Source organism: Streptomyces melanosporofaciens, assembly GCF_900105695.1.
GTDB lineage: Bacteria > Actinomycetota > Actinomycetes > Streptomycetales > Streptomycetaceae > Streptomyces > Streptomyces antimycoticus.
Window position 1 is genome coordinate 2,942,889 of record NZ_FNST01000002.1, and the last position, 21,963, is coordinate 2,964,851.

19 protein-coding genes and 1 pseudogene are annotated in these 21,963 nt (G+C 70.4%); 6 read left to right on the forward strand and 14 right to left on the reverse strand.

The window, feature by feature from the left end:
* Positions 1–110: 110 nt before the first annotated feature.
* The gene (locus BLV72_RS14980; RefSeq protein WP_093462804.1) at positions 111–1,931 is read left to right on the forward strand and encodes a bifunctional metallophosphatase/5'-nucleotidase; all 1,821 of its coding nucleotides are present in this window, start codon (positions 111–113) and stop codon (positions 1,929–1,931) included.
* Positions 1,932–1,986: 55 nt separating this feature from the next.
* Here the strand turns inward: BLV72_RS14980 and BLV72_RS14985 are convergent, their stop codons facing one another.
* From BLV72_RS14985 to BLV72_RS14995, 3 genes are all read right to left on the reverse strand, one after another.
* Complete coding sequence (locus BLV72_RS14985) at positions 1,987–3,171, reverse strand: macrolide family glycosyltransferase (protein ID WP_093462805.1); 1,185 nt, start codon at positions 3,169–3,171, stop codon at positions 1,987–1,989.
* Between the two features lie 273 nt (positions 3,172–3,444).
* Complete coding sequence (locus BLV72_RS14990; RefSeq protein ID WP_342030663.1) at positions 3,445–3,681, reverse strand: DUF397 domain-containing protein; 237 nt, start codon at positions 3,679–3,681, stop codon at positions 3,445–3,447.
* Complete coding sequence (locus BLV72_RS14995) at positions 3,659–4,513, reverse strand: helix-turn-helix domain-containing protein (RefSeq protein WP_093462808.1); 855 nt, start codon at positions 4,511–4,513, stop codon at positions 3,659–3,661. The genes BLV72_RS14990 and BLV72_RS14995 overlap by 23 nt, the downstream gene beginning before the upstream one ends.
* A 129-nt stretch (positions 4,514–4,642) precedes the next feature.
* Here BLV72_RS14995 and BLV72_RS49825 point away from each other — a divergent pair.
* The 4 genes and pseudogenes from BLV72_RS49825 to BLV72_RS15015 all read left to right on the forward strand — a co-directional run bounded on the left by BLV72_RS49825 (position 4,643) and on the right by BLV72_RS15015 (position 9,256).
* A pseudogene (locus BLV72_RS49825) lies at positions 4,643–5,133 on the forward strand (ATP-binding protein).
* A 73-nt stretch (positions 5,134–5,206) separates the two neighbouring features.
* Entirely contained in the window at positions 5,207–6,100 is an 894-nt protein-coding gene (locus tag BLV72_RS15005; protein WP_093462810.1) for a hypothetical protein, read from the forward strand.
* A gap of 7 nt (positions 6,101–6,107) precedes the next feature.
* Positions 6,108–6,383 (forward strand): hypothetical protein, encoded by a 276-nt coding sequence (locus BLV72_RS15010; RefSeq protein WP_093462811.1) that lies wholly within the window; start codon positions 6,108–6,110, stop codon positions 6,381–6,383.
* Between the two features lie 404 nt (positions 6,384–6,787).
* A complete protein-coding gene (locus BLV72_RS15015) occupies positions 6,788–9,256 on the forward strand; it encodes an NACHT domain-containing protein (RefSeq protein WP_093462813.1) in 2,469 nt (822 codons plus the stop codon).
* 283 nt (positions 9,257–9,539) lie between these two features.
* Here the strand turns inward: BLV72_RS15015 and BLV72_RS15020 are convergent, their stop codons facing one another.
* Positions 9,540–12,065, reverse strand: a complete 2,526-nt coding sequence (locus BLV72_RS15020) for an ATP-dependent Clp protease ATP-binding subunit (protein ID WP_093462814.1) — start codon at positions 12,063–12,065, stop codon at positions 9,540–9,542.
* Between the two features lie 475 nt (positions 12,066–12,540).
* Between BLV72_RS15020 and BLV72_RS15030 the strand changes: the two genes are divergently transcribed.
* Positions 12,541–13,140: an SCO3374 family protein gene (locus BLV72_RS15030; RefSeq protein ID WP_093462816.1), complete on the forward strand. Its 600-nt coding sequence runs from the start codon at positions 12,541–12,543 to the stop codon at positions 13,138–13,140.
* Between the two features lie 5 nt (positions 13,141–13,145).
* On the opposite strand, the gene BLV72_RS15035 is transcribed toward BLV72_RS15030, so the two are convergent.
* The 10 genes from BLV72_RS15035 to BLV72_RS15080 all read right to left on the reverse strand — a co-directional run bounded on the left by BLV72_RS15035 (position 13,146) and on the right by BLV72_RS15080 (position 21,757).
* Positions 13,146–13,481 carry a histone-like nucleoid-structuring protein Lsr2 gene (locus BLV72_RS15035; protein ID WP_059142482.1) on the reverse strand — a complete coding sequence of 112 codons (336 nt, stop codon included), beginning with the start codon at positions 13,479–13,481 and terminating at the stop codon, positions 13,146–13,148.
* 221 nt (positions 13,482–13,702) lie between these two features.
* Positions 13,703–14,224 (reverse strand): amino-acid N-acetyltransferase, encoded by a 522-nt coding sequence (locus BLV72_RS15040; protein ID WP_014061627.1) that lies wholly within the window; start codon positions 14,222–14,224, stop codon positions 13,703–13,705.
* A 22-nt stretch (positions 14,225–14,246) separates the two neighbouring features.
* Entirely contained in the window at positions 14,247–14,642 is a 396-nt protein-coding gene (locus BLV72_RS15045) for a BlaI/MecI/CopY family transcriptional regulator (protein WP_078642159.1), read from the reverse strand.
* Between the two features lie 153 nt (positions 14,643–14,795).
* Positions 14,796–14,978, reverse strand: coding sequence for a hypothetical protein (locus BLV72_RS15050; RefSeq protein ID WP_093462818.1), 183 nt, complete (start codon positions 14,976–14,978; stop codon positions 14,796–14,798).
* 123 nt (positions 14,979–15,101) lie between these two features.
* Positions 15,102–15,914, reverse strand: coding sequence for a hypothetical protein (locus BLV72_RS15055; RefSeq protein ID WP_093462819.1), 813 nt, complete (start codon positions 15,912–15,914; stop codon positions 15,102–15,104).
* Positions 15,915–16,261: 347 nt separating this feature from the next.
* Positions 16,262–17,059, reverse strand: a complete 798-nt coding sequence (locus BLV72_RS15060; protein ID WP_059142477.1) for a type III pantothenate kinase — start codon at positions 17,057–17,059, stop codon at positions 16,262–16,264.
* A 3-nt stretch (positions 17,060–17,062) separates the two neighbouring features.
* Positions 17,063–18,097, reverse strand: coding sequence for a carboxylating nicotinate-nucleotide diphosphorylase (nadC, locus tag BLV72_RS15065; protein WP_093462821.1), 1,035 nt, complete (start codon positions 18,095–18,097; stop codon positions 17,063–17,065).
* Positions 18,094–19,857, reverse strand: coding sequence for an L-aspartate oxidase (locus BLV72_RS15070; RefSeq protein ID WP_093462822.1), 1,764 nt, complete (start codon positions 19,855–19,857; stop codon positions 18,094–18,096). The genes nadC and BLV72_RS15070 overlap by 4 nt, the downstream gene beginning before the upstream one ends.
* Positions 19,854–20,825, reverse strand: coding sequence for a pantoate--beta-alanine ligase (gene panC / locus BLV72_RS15075; RefSeq protein WP_208905630.1), 972 nt, complete (start codon positions 20,823–20,825; stop codon positions 19,854–19,856). Before panC ends, BLV72_RS15070 begins: the two co-directional genes overlap by 4 nt.
* Positions 20,822–21,757 carry a Rossmann-like and DUF2520 domain-containing protein gene (locus tag BLV72_RS15080; RefSeq protein WP_093462824.1) on the reverse strand — a complete coding sequence of 312 codons (936 nt, stop codon included), beginning with the start codon at positions 21,755–21,757 and terminating at the stop codon, positions 20,822–20,824. Before BLV72_RS15080 ends, panC begins: the two co-directional genes overlap by 4 nt.
* Positions 21,758–21,963: the final 206 nt, after the last annotated feature.

Here is a 21,963-nt window from a genome sequence, read left to right on the forward strand (position 1 = left end):
ACCCCGTTGACGTCCGGCCATCAGCTCTTCACCTCATCCCCCTGCCCCGCTACGCGCGTTGACCGTAAGCTGCGCCCCACCATCCATCACGGGGCACACAAGGGGACGACATGCCAGCGAGACCTCAACGGCGCGGGGCGGCACGCCGGTTGGCCACGGGAGTCGCGGTGCTGGCCGCCGCGGCCGGGGTGCTGACCGCCGTGGGCCCGGCGGGCGCGGACACCGCCGCCGCCTCGGACAAGCACCGGCCCGGGCGCACCGTCGACGTACAGCTGCTGTCCTTCAACGACCTGCACGGAAACCTGGAGCCCCCGCAGGGCTCCTCCGGCACCGTCACCGAGGCCCAGCCGGACGGCACCACCAAGACCATCCCGGCGGGTGGCGCCGAATACCTGGCCACCTCCCTCCGTGACGCCCGTAAGGGCCACGATTACTCCGTCACCGCCGCCGGCGGCGACATGATCGGCGCCAGCCCGCTGCTGTCCGGTCTCTTCCACGACGAGCCGACCATCGAGGCGCTCAACAAGCTGGACCTCGACGTCACCGCGGTCGGCAACCATGAATTCGACGAGGGCCGCGCCGAGCTGAGCCGGATTCAGAACGGCGGCTGCCACCCCAAGGAGGGCTGCTACGAGAAGGGCAAGGACTTCCCGGGCGCCGACTTCCCCTACCTCGCCGCGAACGTCACCGACGAGAAGACCGGCAAGCCCATCCTCAAGCCCTACACCGTGTGGAAGCACAAGGGCGTGAAGATCGGCTTCATCGGGGTCACCCTCGAGGGCACCCCGGACATCGTCACCGCCGAGGGCGTCAAGGGCCTGAAGTTCCACGACGAGGTCGAGACGGTCAACAAGTACGCCAAGGAGCTGCAGCGCAAGGGCGTGAAGTCGATCGTCGCGCTCATCCACGAGGGCGGGCTGCCCGCCTCCGCCTCGTACAACGACGACTGCGACAACGGCGGTGCGGGCAAGGGCATCTCCGGCCCCATCGTCGACATCGCCAAGAACATCTCGCCCACGGTCGACGCCCTGGTCACCGGCCACACCCACCAGGCGTACACCTGCACCATCCCGGACCCGTCCGGCACCCCGCGCACCGTGACCTCCGCGGCCTCCTTCGGCCGTCTCTACACGGACACCACGCTCACCTACGACCGCCGCACCGGCGACATCGTGCGGACGAACGTGAAGGGCGCCGACGCGGCGAACCACGTCGTCGACCGCGACCAGCCCAAGGCGCCCGACATGACCTCGCTCATCGGGCGCTGGAACAAGCTGGCCGCCCCGATCGCGGGCGAGCCGGTCGGCTATATCTCCGCCGACGTCAACGGCCGCGGCTCCACCGCGTACGAGACGCCCCTGGGCGACGTCATCGCCGACGGCCAGCTCGAAGCGCTCTCCCCGGCCGACAAGGGCGGCGCCCAACTCGCCTTCATGAACCCCGGCGGCATCCGCTCCGACCTCGCCCACAAGGCGTCGGGCAGTGAGGGCGACGGGGTGGTGACCTACGGCGAGGCGTTCACCGTCCAGCCGTTCACCAACATGATGAACGTGATCGACCTGACCGGCTCCCAGCTCATCTCCGCGCTCCAGCAGCAGGTCAGCGGCTCCAACGAGGCGTCCCCGAAGATCCTCCAGGTCTCCAGGAGCCTCACCTACACCCTGGATCTGACCAAGTCCGGCAAGGACCGGATCGTCACGGACACGGTGAAGCTGAACGGTGAGCCGATCGACCCCGCCAAGACCTACCGGGTCGCGATGAACGAGTTCCTCGCGGGCGGCGGCGACGGCTTCCCCGCCTTCAAGGACGGCAAGAACAAGCTCGTCGGCGCCTCCGACCTGGACGCGTTCACGGCCTACCTGGGCGCGCACTCGTCGCAGTCCTCGCCGCTGGACCCGCCGAAGGCGGACCGCATCACGATCGTGAAGTAGTCGCCCGACGCCTGCCGATGGCCCGGCCGCCACAAGCGGCCGGGCCATCGTCATGTCAGCGCAGCGCGTCCTCGATCAGATCGGCGGCCCGTCCGGTGCCGCCCTCGGCCCGCACCTCGTCCCGCAGCCGCGCCGAGACGCGCGCGACCTCCGGATCCGCGGTGAGCTCGGTCAGAGCGGCACGCAGCACCTCGGCGGTGGCATCCGCCGTGTCGATACGGCGGGCCACGCCCAGCTCCACCAGCCGGTCGGCGTTCATGGCCTGTTCGGCCCCCTGCGGCACGGCGATCATCGGACAGCCGGTGTACAGCCCCTCGTTGCTGCCGCCCATCCCCGCATGGGTGATGAACGCGTCGGCCCGCTCCAGAATCGCGAGCTGGGGAACCCAGTTGTGGACCTCGATGTTCGCAGGGATCTCGCCCAGCTCACCCGGGTCCACGTACTTGCCGATCTGCAGCACCACATGCCATCCGGGCAGCTCCCCGAAGGCCGCGACGCACTCGCGGTAGAAGCCGGCCTGCCGGGTGTACGCCGACCCCAGGGAGATCAGCAGCACCTTCTCCGCGCCCGCGGGGCGCTCCCAGCCGCCCTGGTCGGCACGGTCGCCGAGGCACGGCCCGACGAACGTCACGACCTCGGTGTTCACCCGGTCGGCGTTCGGCTGCATCGCACGGGGAATGAGCGCGACGCAGCGCGGCGGCAGGCCGGAGAAGGCGTTCGGCTCCGTGGTGGTGGCGCCGGCCCCGGCGAGCCATGCCGCGAACTTCTCCTGGTACGCCTCCGCACCGGGAAGGCTCATGATCTGCGCCCCGAACTCGTCGTGATACCCCTCCCAGGCCACGATCGTCGGTGACACCTGGACCACCGGGCGCCCCTGCGCCTCGGCGAGCGCACGGGCGGCGTACGCGCCGATGTCGTACAGATACAGATCGGCCGGGTCGCGGTCGTACACGGCGCGCAGTTGGGGCAGGACGCCGATGGCGTCGTCCAGGAACACCGTCATCGCGGCGATCGGGTCCTCGGGCCAGTCGTTGTCGGCGACCGGCAGGGTGGACTCGAACGGCACGAACTCGGCGCCGGTCGGCTTGATGACGTCCGCGACGAAGGGATCGTTGGCGTACGTCACCCGGTGCCCACGCGCCACGAGCTCGCGGATGACTTCCAGGCTGGGGAGGGTGTGGCTGATGGCGGGGATGCCGACCATGGCGATATGGGCACGGCGACGGGACGGACGTGACATGAGAGATCACTCGTTTCAGGTCTACGGCGAAATGGACACGACGACCCGGCGCACGGGCGTGGTCACCGGTGCGCCGGAGAGAGCGGCGTGTCAGCCGTAGATCTGCAGAAACGAGTCCATGCGGATGACGGTACCCCGGTCGACACCCGGCCCGCCTCTCCTTTTTCCGGCCTCAGCAAGCGCTAAGTGCCCGCTCAGTGCCGGGGCCTAGCGTCACGGACGGCCGCGACGGGCCGTCTGTTCTCCCTCCCTCTCCCGACGGGCCGTCGCGCCTTAAGCCCCGCCTTCCCGGATGCGATCGAAGGCACCGGCCTTGGCCCCACGTATGAAGGCGCGCAGGACCGCGGGTCTGGTGATCAGGACGACGTCGGGGTCGTCGCTCTCGCGCAGCGCTATGCCGTCGTCGTCAGCGGCGACGTTCACGCAGTTCGACGAGTTAGCGCTGTAAGACGACTTCCGCCACTGGTATCCGGACACGCTTCTCCCTTCACATCGCACGCAAGATGCCACGGATGAAGTCCCGCGACTCTCGTGGCTGGAGAGCAGTCGTCCTCATGCGCTGGACGATAGCCCTGTACCTGGCCAGCTCGGCCTCAGCATCGATGAACTGGCATCCCCACGCCAGGTCGAGCTGCACCGTATCGAGTTGTGGCACGGGACCGATGACATAGTCGAGCGACTGCCCAGCACCAGGAAAGGTGCCACCACCGCCGAACGGAATCACCTGGATGGTGACGTTATCCATCTCGCTGATGGCGATGAGGTGTTCAAGCTGAGCGCGGACCGTCTCCACGCCGCCGAACTCCATCCTCAGAGCGGCCTCATGGATGATCGCGGTGTACGGCACCGGGTTGTCGCCGTAGAGGATCGCCTGTCGCTTCATTCGGTGGGACAGTCGATGCTCCACCTCGTATGCCCGCAACGGCGGAGCTGCTTCCCGGATCACGGCACGGGCGTGATCCACGGTTTGCAGCAGACCCGGGATGTGGATGACAACTGCGACGCGCAACCCGTGCGCCTGGTGTTCCAGCTCGGCCAGGTCAGCGAAGCTGGCCGGGAGGTGTTCCCGGTACTCGTCCCACCAGCCCCGGGTGCGGCCGCCCGTCATGTCGGCCAGTGCATCCAGTAGATCGTCCTCCCCACATGCGTAGTTACGGGCGAAGACGCGTACACGATCCGCACTCACCGGGTATCGACCGGCCTCGATACTGCTCAGGCGAGCCTGGTTGATTCCGTGCCGCGCGGCGGCAGCGGTTGATGACAAGCCCGCGCGTTCCCGGAGCTTACGCAGCTCTGTCCCCAGGCGTCGCTGGGTCAGGGTCGGGGTGTTGCTCGGGGGCATCCGGATCTCCCTATGTCACCCACACGAAGTCATTTAGCAGCCTTGCTGCTGTTTTCGTAGCAGGTCTACCACCGCCTGCCCTACGGTGTGGCTCAAGTGCCCCAACTTCGCCCGACCGAGGGAGACTCCATGGCCAACGTACCGCCGTCCTCCGACCCCTGGACGTACTCCCTCCGCCTGCCCAACGACCCACGGGCCGCACGCATCTCACGCGCCACTCTCCGGGCGGTCCTTGCCTCCCACGGCATGACGGAACTGACCGACACGGCGGAACTCCTGACCTGCGAACTGGTCACCAACGCCGTCCGCACTCCGACGGCCCGGCCCAACTCCGCATCCGCCACCTCTGCGAAAGCCGTCTCCGCGTCAGCATCTGGGACACCAACCCCACCATCCCCGCCCCCTTCGACGCCCCGCCCAGCCCCCTCGACCGCTTCACGGCCCTCACCGAGGCCGCCTCCTGCCTGGACGCGACCTCCGGCCGGGGCCTGCTCATCGTCCGGCTGTGCGCCGACAACTGGGGCGGCTACCCCCTCGCCGACGACCTCTTCGGCATCAGCGGCAAGCTTCTCTGGTTCGAACTCGCCCCGCAGCAGAACGCCTACGAGATCGCGGCCTGACCCATTCGCCCAATCGGGTGATCACCGGTCATTTGCCCCGGGCACATGCTCCGACGACCCTACGTTCACACACATGGTCAGTTCGCGGCACGAGGCCGCACATCGCATCTTTCAAGAACGACCGGAGTTACTCGCCCCGGTATTCCGCATATTGGACGTCCCGCTGCCAAAGGAAGCAGCCGTCGAGGTGCTCACCCCCGACGCCACGGAGATCCGCCCGCTGGAGCGGCGCGTGGACAGCGTGTTGCGCGTGGTTCCGCCTGACGGCGGCAGCTTCCTCCTGGCCATCGAGGCACAGGGGCGCCGCGACCTGGACAAGACGGTCAGCTGGGCGTACTACCTCTCGTACATGGCAGCGAAGCACGAGCTTCCGGTGCTGCTACTCGTAGTCTGCCAGGACAAGAAAACCGCCGACTGGGCGGCGGGGCCCTTTCGGATCGGCGTGGAGGGGTGGACAGCACTATCCGTACACCCGCTGGTGCTGGGCCCCGGAAACGTCCCGGTGATCCTCGACCCCGAGGAGGCGTCCCAGGATCTGACCTTGGCTGCCTTCTCCGCCTTGACACATGGGCGCGACCCAAATGCTCCGGCCATACTGAAAACACTCGCTCAGGCCCTCGCCAAGGCCGACCCGGAGTCCCGCCCGTACTACTCGGAGCTACTGGAGATCGGCCTGGGGAATACCCCGGCACGAGACGTCTGGAGGAAACTGATGAGCGTGGTAGGCAGCTACTTCCCTGGTCGCGGCACCCTTGTCGAAGAGACCTTCCTCAAGGGCAAGGCCGTCGGTGAGGCTGTGGGGGGTGCGCGCGCCGTGCTGCGCACCCTGGAAAACAGGGGGATCCGCACCTCGGCGGAGATCCGCGAGCGCATCACCGACTGCACCGACATCAAGACACTGGACCACTGGCTCGACCGTGCCATGACCGTCTCCACCGCCAACGAGCTCTTCACCGAGGACGGCTGACGACACCATGGCCGTAGTAGGTAGCTACTTCCCCGGCCGGGGAACCCTCATCGAGCAGACCTTCCTCAAGGGCCAGGCCCACGGGGAGGCGGCAGGGCTTGCCGAGGGAGTCCTGCGCATCCTCGAACATCGGGGGATCGCCGTCCGGTCCGAGACACGCCGCCGCATCAGCGAATGCACCTACCGAGACACCCTGCGGCACTGGCTGGACCGTGCGTTCACCGTCTCCCAGGCAGACGAGCTCTTGGACGAGCTCTTCGAGGTGGAGGAGCCGGACCGGTAGGTCACCGAGCGGGGCCGGGACCGAGTCAGGGGCCGGGACCACCGGCGGGTGGCCGCGGGACGGCGGGAGGGGGTGGGGTCGGAGGGGTGGTGCCCTGGACGCTTACGTGTATTTGTGGCGCCAATCTCCGGCCCACGCAAGTCCCCGGCCAATGGCGCCGTAAATATACGGTCCAGGGCGCCGCCCCGGAGGCCCCGCCCCCGGCACCCACCACCCAACCGACCGCGCACCCCCCGCGCACCCCGCCGCGCACCCCAGCGACCACCGCCCACCACACCGCGCACCCGCCCCGTGCCACCGGCCGCCCCCGGAACCCACGCCGAACCCCCACCCATCCGGCACCGACCGTGCCTACCCTGGTGGCTTCTGAACGGCGAACGACAGTCACCGGGGGACGGGGCCTCATGGATCCCGCAGCCATAGCCACACTGGTCCAGGAACTCTTCGTCGCCGACGGGCCGGTGGACCGGCCCGTCCGCATCGCCTCCCTCGTCGCCTTCCAGGGCGACCACCGGACGCTGACCGAACGGGACCTGCCCCGGATCGCCTCCGCGCTCCTTGCCGCGCTCCTTAAGGAGGCCACCGAAGGGGGCGTCGATCAGAAACAAGAGCCGGCGCACCCCGAACTCACCGACGCCCTCGCCCGCACCCTCCACGCCCTCGGCACCGTCGACCTGGACGACCTGCGGGCCGTCCGCCTCGGCCCCGAAGCCTTCGCCCGCCACCTCGCCATCGCCGCCCCCGACGCCGACGAGGGGCTGGACGCGGACGACGCCCGGGCGCACGCCTCGCTGCGGGAGGCCGTCTGCGCGCACATCCTGCGCTTCCTCGTCCGCCGCTCCCCCTTCGTCACGGCCGCCGAGGACGCCGCGTTCGAGGAGCGCTACGCCCAGGACATCATCGCCGCCCACGACCACCTCACCATCTACGGCATCGATCTGACCCACTCCCCCGACAGTTGGCCGCTGGACGCCGCCTATCTCAGCCTGGAGACCGAGGCCGACGGCGGAGGCCCGAGCGCCCCCGCGGAACAGGCCCTCGCCGGACGCGAAAGGGTGCTGCTGTGGGGCGTGGCGGGCTCGGGCAAGACCACGCTGGTGCAGCGGCTCGCCGTGTCCGTGGCGCGCGGTGACCTCCCGATCCCGCTGGCGGGGCTGCGCGGGCGGGTCCCCTTCGTGCTCCCCGTGCGCCGGTTCCGCCGCGACGGCTTCCCGGAGCCGGACGCCTTCCTGTCCGCCGTCCGCTATCCGCACACCGCCGCACAGCCGCCCGGCTGGGCCGAACGGGTGCTGTCCCACGGGCGCGGGCTGCTGCTCGTGGACGGGGTGGACGAGGCCCCGGAGGGGGAGCGTGAGCGGCTGCGGGAGGCGCTGCGCGAGCTTCCGGCCCGCTATCCGGGAAATATCTGGCTGGTCACCTCGCGCCCCTCGGCCGTACGGGAGAACTGGCTGGCCTCGGAGCGCTTCACCGAGCTGAAACTCTCCCCGCTCAGCCGCGAGGGGGTCACCGCGTTCATCCGGCGCTGGCATGCGGCCGCCCGCCAGGACATCACCGACGGTGCCGATCTGGACCGGCTGAGTGGTTACGAGGAAACGCTGCTGGACGCCGTAAGGATTACCCGGGACCTCGGCCGGCTGGCCACCAATCCACTGATGTGCGGTCTGCTGTGCGCGCTGCACCGGGACCGCCGCGGCTATCTGCCGCGTGGCCGGAAAGCCCTCTATGACGCGGCCCTTTCCATGCTGCTGGAACGGCGCGACCGCGAGCGCGCCATGCTGCCGCCGGAGGGAATCGACCTCCCCCAGGAACCGAAGATCCAGCTTCTGCAGAAGCTGGCGCACTGGATGCTCGTCAACGGCCGGTCCGAAATGGACCGGACCACCGCCGTCGAGACGCTCGGCCGGCACCTCCCGGCCATTCCGCACGCGGCGCGGCAGGGCGGGCCGGAGGAGATCTACCGACATCTGCTCAATCGGACCGGTCTATTGCGCGAGCCCACACCCGGTTCGGTCGATTTCGTGCACCGAACGTTCCAGGACTATCTCAGTGCGAGAGCGGTCGTCGAACGGCACGATTTCGACTTCCTGATCGACCACGCACACCTGGACGACTGGGAAGAAGTGATCAGAATGTCGGTCGCTCTCGCCCGCCCCGATGAATGCGGCTACCTCCTGGAGGGGCTGCTGGCGGCCCGTAAAGACGCCCGGCCGGTCCATGCCCGCCATCGCAAACTCCTGGCGGCCGCATGTCTGGAACACGCGACGGAGCTGGACCCCGAGGTGCGTTCCCGGGTGCATCGCTATACCCGCGATCTGGTACGCCCGACCTCGCTGGAAGCGGCCCGCGCGCTGGGCTGGATCGGGCCTATCGTGCTGGAAATGCTGCCCGATCCCAGCGGCGTATCCGATGAGGAAGCCCACCGGCTGGCCGTCACCGCCACCTCGATAGCCGACGACCGCGCCATCGACTATCTGGTCCGGCTGCGGGGCCGCGCCTCCTGGGCGGTACGGGCGCAGCTCGCGGGCGCCTGGCGGCGATATGACACCGATCGTTACGCCGAGGAAATCATCGGCCATCTCGATGAGCGGGAACTCGACTTTCCGGTGTCGGACCTGGAGGAGCTGCGGGCCCTGCGGCGGCTCGGCGGCCGCCCCTGCGTCCAGATAGCCGGTGCGCTCACCCCGGACCAGCTGGCCGAGGACCTGGTGGCGGAGCGGCTGACCGAGCTGTGGCTCGCCTACGACCTGGGCGCGGACCTGGACCTGAGCTGGCTGGCCGCCTTCCCCCGGCTGCACATCCTGCGGCTGAGCCACCGCAATACGGGGGTGACCGGGGTCCCGGAGGGCGTCCAGGTGATCGTGGCGGGCGCGTAAGGGCAGCGGCCCGGAGGCGCGGCTCCTGGGGGTCTCCCCGGCGGCCAGGCCCCTGACCGGCTCCTGGCCCCCTGAGCGGCTCCTGGCTCCCGTTTGCCCTCCCCGCCGGGGAAAGTCCAGGGAAACCCCCAGGGCCCGCAGAGCCCCGCCAGGGCCCCTCAGGGGCGTGCCTACGGATAAGGCCACTGCTCCGCCCGCACAAATCCGCCCGCACAAAAAAAGGGGGCCGCCCCGGACCGGGATGGTCCGGGGCGGCCCCAGGCGTGGGCGCGGCGTCGCCGCGTCACGCCTCCTTGCTGAGGTTCGGGCCCGCGCCACCGGCGGCGGACTCGATCGGCGGGGTGTCGGGCAGCGCCGACTTCTCCTCGCCGCGGAAGGTGAACTTCTTCTCCTCACCCTCGCCCTCGGTGTCCACGACCACGATGTGGCCCGGCCGCAGCTCGCCGAAGAGGATCTTCTCCGAGAGCACGTCCTCGATCTCGCGCTGGATCGTCCGGCGCAGCGGCCGGGCGCCCAGCACGGGGTCGTAGCCCCGCTTGGCGAGCAGCTTCTTGGCGTCACCGCTGAGCTCGATGCCCATGTCGCGGTCCTTGAGCCGCTCGTCCACCTTGGTGGTCATGAGGTCGACGATCTGGATGATGTCTTCCTCGGTGAGCTGGTGGAAGACGACCGTGTCGTCGACACGGTTGAGGAACTCGGGCCGGAAGTGCTGCTTGAGCTCCTCGTTGACCTTGTTCTTCATCCGCTCGTAGCCGGTCTTCACATCGCCCTGGGCGGCGAAGCCCAGGTTGAAGCCCTTGGAGATGTCCCGGGTGCCGAGGTTGGTGGTCATGATGATCACCGTGTTCTTGAAGTCCACGACCCGGCCCTGGGAGTCGGTCAGCCGACCGTCCTCCAGGATCTGCAGCAGCGAGTTGAAGATGTCCGGGTGGGCCTTCTCGACCTCGTCGAAGAGGACCACGGAGAACGGCTTGCGGCGCACCTTCTCGGTGAGCTGGCCGCCCTCCTCGTAACCCACGTATCCGGGCGGGGAGCCGAAGAGCCGCGAGACGGTGTGCTTCTCGCTGAACTCCGACATGTCGAGCGAGATCATCGCGTCCTCGTCGCCGAAGAGGAATTCGGCGAGAGTCTTGCTGAGCTCGGTCTTACCGACACCGGACGGGCCCGCGAAGATGAACGAGCCACCGGGGCGCTTGGGGTCCTTGAGGCCCGCACGCGTACGCCGGATGGCCTGGGAGAGCGCCTTGATGGCGTCCTTCTGGCCGATGACGCGCTTGTGCAGCTCGTCCTCCATGCGCAGCAGCCGGGAGGACTCCTCCTCGGTGAGCTTGAAGACCGGGATGCCCGTGGCCGTGGCCAGGACCTCGGCGATCAGCTCCTCGTCGACCTCGGCGACGACGTCCATGTCGCCGGCCTTCCACTCCTTCTCCCGCTTCGCCTTGGCGGCCAGGAGCTGCTTCTCCTTGTCGCGCAGGCCCGCGGCCATCTCGAAGTCCTGCGAGTCGATCGCGGACTCCTTCTCCCGGCGCACATCGGCGATCTTCTCGTCGAATTCGCGCAGGTCCGGCGGTGCGGTCATCCGGCGGATCCGCATCCGGGAACCGGCCTCGTCGATCAGGTCGATCGCCTTGTCCGGCAGGAAGCGGTCCGAGATGTAGCGGTCGGCCAGGGTGGCGGCCGCGACCAGGGCCGAGTCCGTGATCGAGACGCGGTGGTGCGCCTCGTAGCGGTCCCGCAGGCCCTTGAGGATCTCGATGGTGTGGGGCAGCGACGGCTCGGCGACCTGGATGGGCTGGAAGCGGCGCTCCAGGGCCGCGTCCTTCTCCAGGTACTTGCGGTACTCGTCGAGCGTGGTCGCGCCGATGGTCTGCAGCTCGCCCCGCGCCAGCATCGGCTTGAGGATGCTGGCGGCATCGATCGCGCCCTCGGCGGCGCCCGCGCCCACCAGGGTGTGGAGCTCGTCGATGAACAGGATGATGTCGCCGCGGGTGCGGATCTCCTTGAGCACCTTCTTCAGGCGCTCCTCGAAATCACCGCGGTAGCGGGAGCCGGCGACCAGGGCGCCCAGGTCCAGGGTGTAGAGGTGCTTGTCCTTGAGGGTCTCGGGCACCTCGCCCTTGACGATCGCCTGGGCCAGTCCCTCGACGACCGCCGTCTTGCCGACGCCGGGCTCGCCGATGAGGACCGGGTTGTTCTTGGTGCGGCGCGAAAGCACCTGCATGACCCGCTCGATCTCCTTCTCGCGCCCGATGACCGGGTCGAGCTTGGATTCGCGGGCGGCCTGGGTGAGATTGCGGCCGAACTGGTCCAGGACGAGCGAGGTGGAGGGAGTGCCCTCCGCCGGGCCGCCGGCGGTGGCGGCCTCCTTGCCCTGGTAGCCGGAGAGCAGCTGGATGACCTGCTGCCGCACCCGGTTCAGATCGGCGCCCAGCTTCACGAGGACCTGGGCGGCGACGCCCTCGCCCTCGCGGATCAGGCCGAGCAGGATGTGCTCCGTACCGATGTAGTTGTGGCCGAGCTGAAGGGCCTCGCGGAGCGACAGCTCCAGCACCTTCTTGGCACGGGGGGTGAAGGGAATGTGCCCGGACGGGGCCTGCTGGCCCTGCCCGATGATCTCCTCCACCTGCTGGCGGACCGCCTCGAGCGAAATCCCGAGGCTCTCCAGGGCCTTAGCGGCGACACCCTCACCCTCGTGGATCAGGCCCAGGAGGATGTGTTCGGTGCCGATGTAGTTGTGGTTGAGCATCCGGGCTTCTTCCTGAGCCAGGACGACAACCCGCCGCGCGCGGTCGGTGAACCTCTCGAACATCGTTAATCGCTCCTCAGAGCGGTCAGAAAGATCGGGGACGATCCCCTCCCTGTCCTTCCGCATGCTAGTCCCGCAACCCGGGACAGCTCATTCCAACTGCCGACAACCGTCCGGATCACCCCCGCTCGCGCGGGGCAAACAGCCACTGGCTTCCTGCCCGAACAGCCGACAACTGCCTTAACCCGATGGTGCGAGACGATGTTCCCGCAGGCCAGGCATCTACGCCCACCGCCAGTACGCCGATGGCGAACGCCGCTTCCTCCCGACACGCGGACCGCCCCTCCCCACTAGGGATGTCTTACCCGCAAGCACAGATACTCCATGCCGTGGGGCCCGGTTCCATCCGCTACGGGCGAACAACCTTGCGCACGTTCACCGGCCCTGCACCGCCCCTCACGGGCACGGTGCGCACACGGGCCCGCACGGTAGGTCATCCGGGGCGTAACCAGGGGGAGGGCGGAGAGTTCTGCTGGGCATGATCCACAGGGTCCACGGCGCGAGGCCGTCCGCACCGGCACCGGCCCCCGCGTCACGCTGGTACGAGCGGGAGCTGGGCTGGCCGACGGCCGGCAGCGATCCCGTCGAATTGCTCACGGGGGTGGCCTTCGACGTCATCGAACTGCCGGCCGTGGCCGGATGGGCGATGCTGCGGCGCGTACCGCGGACCGGTCCGGTCGCGGTGGAGGGCGCCTGGATGCGGCTTCTGGTGGCCCCTGGCAGCGCCGACGAGCTTCCCGGGCTGCTCGACTGGCTGGAGTGGGGCGGTGTGGCCCTGGACCTGGGCGCGATCGGCGCCGGTGGCCGGATCACCGCGCCATGCCCCTCCCGCTCCTGGCCGCCGCTCCTGGACGCCGGAGCGCCCGGAGAGCGATGCCCGCAGGAGGCCGCCGTATGGCTGCGACCTCCCGACCCGAAGGGCGAGGTGGAGCCAACGCTGCCGAGGACAGGCTTCGGGGGCGATGGGGGCGCCCCCGATCTCGTACGGCTCGTGAACGCGGCGGCTACCGAATGCCACCGCACCCGATTGATGCGCGCCCGGCCGCTGCCGAGGCAGCGGCGAGCCGGGAAAGGCTGACGCGCTCAGCCGTTGGCCTTCTCGTATGCCTCACGAACGGTCGCCGGAACACGGCCGCGGTCATTGACCTCGTAGCCGTTCTCCTTCGCCCAGGCGCGGATCTTCGCGGTGTCCTGGCTGCCGCCCGACGCCGCGCGCGCCTTGCCCCGGCCGCCGGAGGCCCGGCCACCGGTGCGCCGGCCGCCCTTGGTGTAGGGCTCCAGGGCATCACGGAGCTTGTCCGCGTTGGTGGTGGTGAGGTCGATCTCGTAGCTCTTGCCGTCGAGGGAGAACGTCACGGTCTCGTCCGCCTCGCCGCCGTCGAGGTCGTCGACAAGAAGGACCTGAACCTTCTGTGCCATGGGGTTCCTTTCAGGGAAAACGGGGGGCTCGGGGGTGCGGCGTTAGCCGCTGATGACTCACCCCCCAGGTAATTACACTACGAGAGAATAGGAAACCGCCTTTCCCGGAAAAACACAAACCCCCCGGGAAGGTTCGACCGATCCACCAAGCGGGAAGCCTCATGGAAGGTCATGTTCCGGAGCTATGTGATAGGGGAGCGATTCGGACATAGGGCCCGCGATCACAGTTGCAGAAGCATCCGGCTGTTGCCAAGGGTGTTCGGCTTCACCCGTTCGAGACCAAGGAACTCGGCGACGCCCTCGTCATAGGAACGCAGGAGCTCGCTGTACACATCGCCGTCGACCGGCGTCTCGCCGATCTCCACGAAGCCGTGTCTGGTGAAGAAGTCGACTTCGAAGGTGAGGCAGAAAATGCGCCGCACCCCCAGCCAGCGCGCCGTCTGCAACAGCTTGTCGAGCACCAGGTGGCCTACGCCGGTGCCCTTGAGAGTCCGATCGACGGCGAGAGTGCGGACCTCCGCGAGGTCTTCCCACATGACGTGCAGCGCTCCACAGCCAATGACCTCAGCGTCCTCGTCGCGCTCGGCGACCCAGAACTCCTGGATGTCCTCGTAAAGCGTCACGGTGGCTTTGTCGAGCAGGATGCGGTCGTCCACGTAGGAGTCGATGAGGCGGCGCACCGCTCGTACATCGCCGGTCCGGGCACGGCGGACGGTGACTACTTTTGATAGTGGGGAGGACATGACCGGACGCTATCGCCCTGGGTCATCGCCCCGACTCACCGGGGCTCTCTCCGGTCTCACCCAGTTGTGCGACGCGCATGGCATCCCGTAGTGCGTCGCGCTGCTCTTCGGACATCATCCCGAAGAACGCGACGAGAGCGGCCGCGGGGTTGTCACTGGTCGACCACGCTTCGTTCATCAGTGCGGCCGAGTAGGCGGCGCGCGTGGAGACCGCGGCATATCGATAGGCGCGGCCTTCCACCTCCCGGCGCAGCCACCCCTTGTGATGGAGGTTGTCCATTACCGTCATGACGGTGGTGTAGGCGATCGAGCGTTCCCGCTGAAGGTCTTCCAGGACTTCGCGGACCGTGACCGGGCGGTTCCACTTCCACACCCGCGTCATGACCGCGTCTTCGAGATCTCCCAATGGCCGAGGCACACGGAGAATAATAGTGGGAGATGTCCCGAATGTCGGGAGGTCTGCGCAGGAAAAGCCACACGCCCCGGAACGCGATGCGTCCCGGGGCGTGGTCCGGCGTGGTGCCGCCGTGGTGTGCGGGGGTGGCGGCGCCCGATGGGCCGATCGATCCGATCAGGCCGTCTCGCGCTCCGGGGCCGGGCCCTCGGCCTCGGAGCGGGCCGCCAGCGCCGCGTCCACCGCGGCGTCCTCCTTGGACTTGTTGGCGCCGCCCTGGCTCTTCACCATCGTCACGATGAGCGCGGTGAAGGCCACGGCCATAAAGACGGGCGGGATCAGCGCGGAGACATAATCCATGGCTCTCGGCCTCCTTATTGCTCGAGACCACCAGATTACGCGGCGCGCCGTGGCCTCCCGGAGCCGGGCACCGGTCCCGGGCGCGGCGGCCCGGGGCCGTTGCGGGGGCCGGGCCCGGCGGGGTCAGGCGGAACGGGCCCCGGCGCCGAGGCTCGACCCGTGCTCCGGGGGCGGCGAGGGGCGGCGCTTGGGCGGGAAGACCTCCGCCGGCGTGGGCACCGGACGCCCCGGGCGCGGCGCGCGGCGGCCCGGCTCGCGTCGCTTCGGCTCCTCGCGGTCGCCGTGCTCCGGCGCCGCGGGCTTCTTGCGCGGCTGCGGCTCCCCCTTGGGCTCGTCGGCCTTCTGAAGGGCCTCGCGCACGATCTCCGCCCCCTTTCGCACCACTCCCTGCGCGGCCGTCCTGGGCGCCGCCGAGACCCCGCCGGGCAGGGCGCGCAGCCGGGGCCCCACGGGGCTCGTGCGCGGCTGTACGACGGCGCCGGCGCGCTCCGCGAGCCGGGCGCGCACGCCCCGCTCGGCAAGGCGCTCGCAGTGGCTCAGCAGCGCGCGTCGGCGCGTCGCCTCACCACCCCCGGCGGCCGACCCGCACAGCGCGCGGAGCGCGGCCAGATCCTCGGCCAGCGGCTCATAACCGGCCGCGAGGGCGCCCTGGAGCTGCTCGAGATAGCCGACGGCGGCGCCGGGCAGGGCGGCGCGGTAGCGGGCGAGCTCGTCGAGCAGGAACGCTCGCAGCCGCCCGCCCTCGCGGACCGCTTCGTCCACGGCCTCGGCGAGCCGGAGACAGTCCTGGACCTCCTCCGCCCGGTCCGGGCCGAGGGGGCCGGCAGAGGGAGTGACGGGGTCGGGTCGGAGGGCGATGGCGAGGGCGCGTCGGAGCACACGCAGCTCATCCGCACTGAACGCCATTCCGCCGCGGGATCCATATGGCGTGGGCATGGGGCGACTTTAAGTGCTAAGCGGACAAATTTCGCTGAGCGTCGGACGGTGCGGCGCGTTGCGGACGCCGAGCCGCCATACGGGGGAAGCGCCGGACGGGGCCGCGCCGAGGCGGCCCCGTCCGGACCCGGCACCCGGGGCGGACCGTCGCATCCGGGTGCCGGTGTACATGGTCGACGGCCCTTCCGCTTGTCAATACGGAATTCGAAGTGCCGTCTTTCCCTTGACCGCTCCGTGACCAATGGCGAAGAGCGATCGGCGCCCCCGGCGAATCCAGAGCGCGGGAATTCGTTTCGGAATGCCGTCAATACGGTCGAGCACGCAGGTGAAGAGCTGATCGCCGGTGCTCAGCCGCGCGAGACGTTCCGCTCGTAGACCAGTCTGAGGCCGATCAGGGTCAACCAGGGCTCATGCTCATCGATCACTGAGGATTCTCCTAGCACCATGGGCGCCAGCCCGCCGGTGGCGATCACGGTGACGTCCTCCGGGTCCTGCGCCAGCTCCCGCGCCATTCGGCGGACGATCCCGTCCACCTGGCCCGCGAAGCCGTAGAGGATGCCGGACTGCATGGCCTCCACCGTGTTCTTCCCGATCACGCTGCGCGGGCGGGCCAGCTCGATCTTGCGCAATTGCGCCCCGCGTACGCCCAGCGCCTCGACCGAGATCTCGATGCCCGGCGCGATCACCCCGCCCACGTACTCCCCGCGCGCGCTGACCGCGTCGAAGGTGGTCGCGGTGCCGAAGTCGACGACCACGCACGGGCCCTCGTACAGCTCGACGGCGGCCAGCGCGTTGATGATCCGGTCGGCGCCGACCTCCTTGGGGTTGTCCATCAGGATCGGCACACCGGTCTTCACGCCCGGCTCGACCAGGACGGACGGCACATCGCCGTAGTAGCGGCGGGTCACCTCGCGCAGCTCGTGGAGCACCGAGGGGACGGTGGAGCAGATGGAGATGCCCGCGATGCCGTCGCCCAGTTCCTCGCCGAGCAGCGGGTGCATGCCCATCAGGCCCTGCAGCAGGACGGCGAGTTCATCGGCGGTGCGGCGGGCGTCGGTGGAGATCCGCCAGTGCTCGACGATCTCCTCGCCGTCGAACAGGCCCAACACGGTGTGGGTGTTTCCGACGTCGATGGTCAGCAGCATCGATTACTTCCCCTCGGCCTCGCGCAGGTCCAGGCCGATGTCCAGGATCGGGGAGGAGTGGGTGAGCGCGCCGACCGCCAGATAGTCGACGCCCGTCTCGGCGTACGTACGGGCGTTCGCGAGCGTCAGCCGCCCCGAGGACTCCAGCGCGGCCCGCCCGGCGACCAGCTCGACGGCCTCGCGGGTGCGCTCCGGGGTGAAGTTGTCCAGCAGGATGAGGTCCGCGCCCGCCTGAAGGACCGGCGGGATCTGGTCGAGGGTGTCGACCTCCACCTCGATCGGCACATCCGGGAACTCGGCCCGCACGGCGCCGAACGCCTCCGCGACACCGCCCGCCGCGATCACGTGGTTGTCCTTGACCAGCGCGGCGTCCGAGAGCGACATCCGGTGGTTGACGCCGCCGCCGCAGCGCACCGCGTACTTCTCCAGGGCGCGCAGCCCCGGGGTGGTCTTACGGGTGTCACGGACCTTGGTCTTCGTCCCGTCGAGGGCGTCCGCCCACGCACGGGTCACCGTCGCGATACCGGAGAGCCGGCACAGGAGGTTGAGCGCGCTGCGCTCACCGGTGAGCAGATCGCGGGTGCGGGTGCGGACGCTGAGCAGCTTCTGGCCGGCCGCCACCCGGTCGCCGTCCTCGACATGCCGCTCGACCTCGAACTCGTCCGTACAGACGACGGACAGGATCGCCTCGGCGATCCGCAGCCCCGCGACGGTACCCGCCTCACGGGCCGTGAAGTCACCGGTGGCGAAGGCGTCCTCGGGGACGGTGGCCACGGTGGTGACGTCCACACCTTGGTCGAGGTCCTCCTCGATGGCCATGTGCGCGATGTCCTCGACCTGGATGGGGTCGAGTCCGGCGCCGATCAGCAGCTCGGCCAGGTCGGGGTCCAAACCGCACTCCATCGGGTCGAGCCCGGAGCCGTCGGCGTCGTCGCCGCAGCCGCAGGCGTCACCGCAGCCCGCCGCCTCGCCGGGGCGGCCGATCTGCAGCAGCGGCAGGGACACGGATGGCTGGCGGTCTTCGGAGGTGCTGCTCACGGGCGGGACTCCGTCTCGGTTCGGGGGGTGGTCGGTGGGGGAAACGCTTCGGAGTCCGTGGAACGGACATCGAGGGCGCCGTCCGGGCGGAGGGTGACCAGGAGGTGGCGGCGCCAGGCCGCGTCGTCCCGCGCGGGGCGGTCCTCGCGCCAGTGGCAGCCGCGGGTCTCCTCACGGCGCTGCGCGGCGGCGACCAGGACCCGGGCGACCAGATGGAGGTTGGTGGCCTCCCAGGTCTCGACCCCGGGCTCGGCCGTCTTGCCGTCCCGCCGCAGCTGCGCCGCGGCGTCGTCGTGGACGCGCTCCAGCCGGTCGGCGGCGCGGGCCAGGCTCTCGGCGGAGCGCAGCACTCCGGCACCGTGGGTCATGATGTGCTGGATCTCGTAGCGGGCCTCGGAGGCGAGCAGGGGCGCTCCATGGGGGGCAGCCTCGTCCGGTCCGGGCCGCTCGGCGGCCGCGGCGGGGCGCGCGGAGCCGTCGGCCGCGGCGGTGATGTCCTCCGCGATGCGCTCCGCGAAGACCAGGCCCTCCAGAAGGGAGTTGGAGGCCAGCCGGTTGGCGCCGTGCACGCCGGTGCAGGCGACCTCCCCGCAGGCGTAGAGCCCGGGGACGGTGGTGCGGCCGCGCAGATCGGTGCGGACTCCGCCGCTCGCGTAGTGCGCGGCCGGGGCGACCGGGATGGGCTCGGTCACCGGGTCGATCCCGTGCGCGCGGCAGGCGGCCAGGATGGTCGGAAAGCGCCGCTCCCACATCCGGGCCCCGAAGTGGCGGGCGTCCAGGTACATATGCTCGGCGCCGCGCTCCTGCATCCGCCGCGTGATGCCCTTGGCGACGATGTCACGGGGCGCCAGCTCGGCCAGCTCGTGCTGCCCCTGCATGAAGCGGACCCCGTCGGCGTCGACGAGATGGGCGCCCTCGCCGCGCACCGCCTCCGAGACCAGCGGCTGCTGACCCTCCGCCTCCGGGCCCAGCCACAGCACCGTGGGGTGGAACTGCACGAACTCCAGATCGCTGACCTCGGCCCCGGCGCGCAGCGCGAGCGCGACCCCGTCACCGGTGGAGACGGCGGGGTTGGTGGTCGCGGAGAAGATCTGGCCCATACCGCCCGTGGCGAGGACCACCGCGCCCGCCCGCACCGCGCCCACGCCGTCCCGCCGGCCCTCGCCCATGACGTGCAGGGTGACCCCGGCCGCCCGGCCGGAACCGTCCTTGAGCAGGTCGAGCACCAGGGCGTTCTCCACGGTGTCGATACCGGCCGTGCGCACCGCCTCGACCAGGGCCCGGGAGATCTCCGCACCGGTCGCGTCGCCGCCCGCGTGGGCGATCCGGCGGCGGTGGTGGCCGCCCTCGCGGGTCAGCAGGATCTCGCCGGTGTCGTCGTCGGCGTCGAAGCGGGCGCCGGTGGCGATGAGCCGGCGCACCGCCTCGGGTCCCTCGGTGACCAGCGTCCGTACCGCCCGCTCGTCGCAGAGCCCGGCACCGGCCACCAGAGTGTCGTCCAGATGCTGCTCGGGGGTGTCGCCCTCGCCGAGGGCGGCGGCTATGCCGCCCTGAGCCCAGCGCGTGGAGCCGTCGTCCAGGCGGGCCTTGGTGACCACGGTGACCTTGGCCCCGGCCGCGGCACAGCGCAGCGCCACGGTCAGCCCGGCGACCCCGGAGCCGACGACCACGACATCGGCTTCGGTGGCCCAGCCGGGGGCGGGAGCGCGCAGGGCGGTGGCGGGGGCCGCGGCGTCGGGCCGCCCGGTCGGATGGGTCATCGGGCGGCTCCGATCCACAGGCGGATGTTGTCTATCAGGCGGGTGGCGCCGACCTTGGCCGCGACGGCCAGCACGGCCTCACCGGTGTGTCCGTCGGAGACCTCGGTGAAGTCGGCGGGGTCGGCCAGGCCCAGATAGTCGAGGACGAGCGGCGGTTCGAGCCGCGCCGCCTCGTCGAGCACCACCCGCGCCGCGGACCGCACCGCGGCGGGGGACGCGACCCGTATGAGCTCGTGCTCCTCGGCGCCGGCCGGGCCCTCCCCGGCCGCGAGCAGCCCCGCGTCGCGTCCCGCGAACAGCGCCCGGGACAGGGCCAGCGCGGTGTCCCGCTCCTGGGCCGACAGATAGCGGTTACGGCTGGAGAGGGCGAGGCCGTCGCCCTCCCGGACGGTGGGGACGCCGACGATCTCGACCGGGAAGTCCAGGTCGCGGGCCATCCGGCGGACCAGCGCCAGCTGCTGGGCGTCCTTCTCGCCGAAGAAGGCGGCGTCGGGGCGGGTGAGATGGAGCAGCTTGGCGACGACGGTGAGCATCCCGTCGAAGTGGCCGGGCCGCGAGGCGCCCTCATAGCGCTCGCCCATGGAGCCGGCGGTGATCCGGATATGCGGCTCGCCGCCCGGATACATCTCCTCGGCGGACGGGGCGAAGACGATGTCCGCGCCCGCCTCGGCCGCGACCTTGAGGTCGGCGTCGAGGGTGCGCGGATAGCGGTCGAGGTCCTCGCCCGCGCCGAACTGCAGCGGATTGACGAAGACGGTGACGGTCACCAGGCCCTTGGCGCCCACCCGGGCGCGGGCGGCGCGGATGAGCGAGGCGTGCCCGTCGTGCAGCGCGCCCATGGTCATCACGACGGCCGTGCGCCCCGGCACGGCGAAGTTCGCGAGCGCCGTGTCCAGATCCGAGCGATGGCGGAACAGCTCCACATCCGGCTCCCCAGGAAGCGCCTTGGTCCACAGCTTCGGGCTCATGACTCACTGCCTCCCCGGCCCCGTGCGTCGGTCACATCCGAGAGCACGCCCAGCAGGTCCTCCGCGAGCTCCGGCTTGAGCAGGCCGTGCGCGAGCGCCCGGTCCGCGGTCGTGCGGGCCATGGCCAGATAGCCGGCGACGGCGTGCGGGGCGTGCCGCCGCAGCTCGGCGATGTGGGCGGCGACCGTGCCCGCGTCGCCGCGCGCGACCGGGCCGGTCAGCGCGGCGTCGCCGCTGCGCAGCGCGTTGTCCAGCGCGGCGCCGAGGAGGGGGCCGAGCATCCGGTCGGGGGCCTCGACCCCGGACGCGCGCAGCAGCTCCAGGGACTGGGCGACCAGCGTGGTGAGGTGGTTGGCGCCGATGGCGAGGGCGGCGTGATAGAGCGGGCGGGACTCCTCCGCGATCCACTCGGGCTCCCCGCCCATCTCGATGACCAGCGCCTGGGCGGCCAGCCGCAGCTCCTCGGGGGCGGTGACGCCGAAGGAGCAGCCGGCCAGCCGCTGGACGTCCACCGAGGTGCCGGTGAAGGTCATGACGGGGTGCAGCGCGAGCGGCAGCGCACCGGCCCGCAGCGCGGGCTCCAGCACACTGACGCCATAGCGGCCGGAGGTGTGCACCAGGAGCTGGCCGGGGCGCACCGCACCGGTTTCGGTCAGGCCCGCGATCAGCTCGGGCAGGGCGTCGTCGGGGACGGTGAGCAGCACCAGCTCGGCCCGCGCCAGCACCTCGGAGGGCGGGACGATCGGGACCTCGGGGAGCAGGGCGGCGGCCCGGCGCACGGAGGCGTCGGAGACACCGGAGGCGGCGACCGGGCGGTGTCCGGCCAGTCGCAGCGAGGCGGCGAGGGCCGGGCCGACGCGGCCCGCGCCGACGACCCCGACGGTGAGCCGGGCCGGGCGGTCCTGCGGCTCGGGAAGTGGTTGTGCGTTCACGCGACAGCGGCCTTCCGTTCCAGTCCTCAGGGGGTACCGGACGATTCCCCGCCATGCTACGCGAGTGTTTCCGGGGGAGATTGGCCGCAGCCCGGGCCTGTGGACAACTCTGTGGTCCGATGGACACCCGTGCGACATGATCGGCCCATGAAGGACAGGACGGGCACGGCAGACGAGCCGGACGGCACGCGCATCGCCGCGGACGA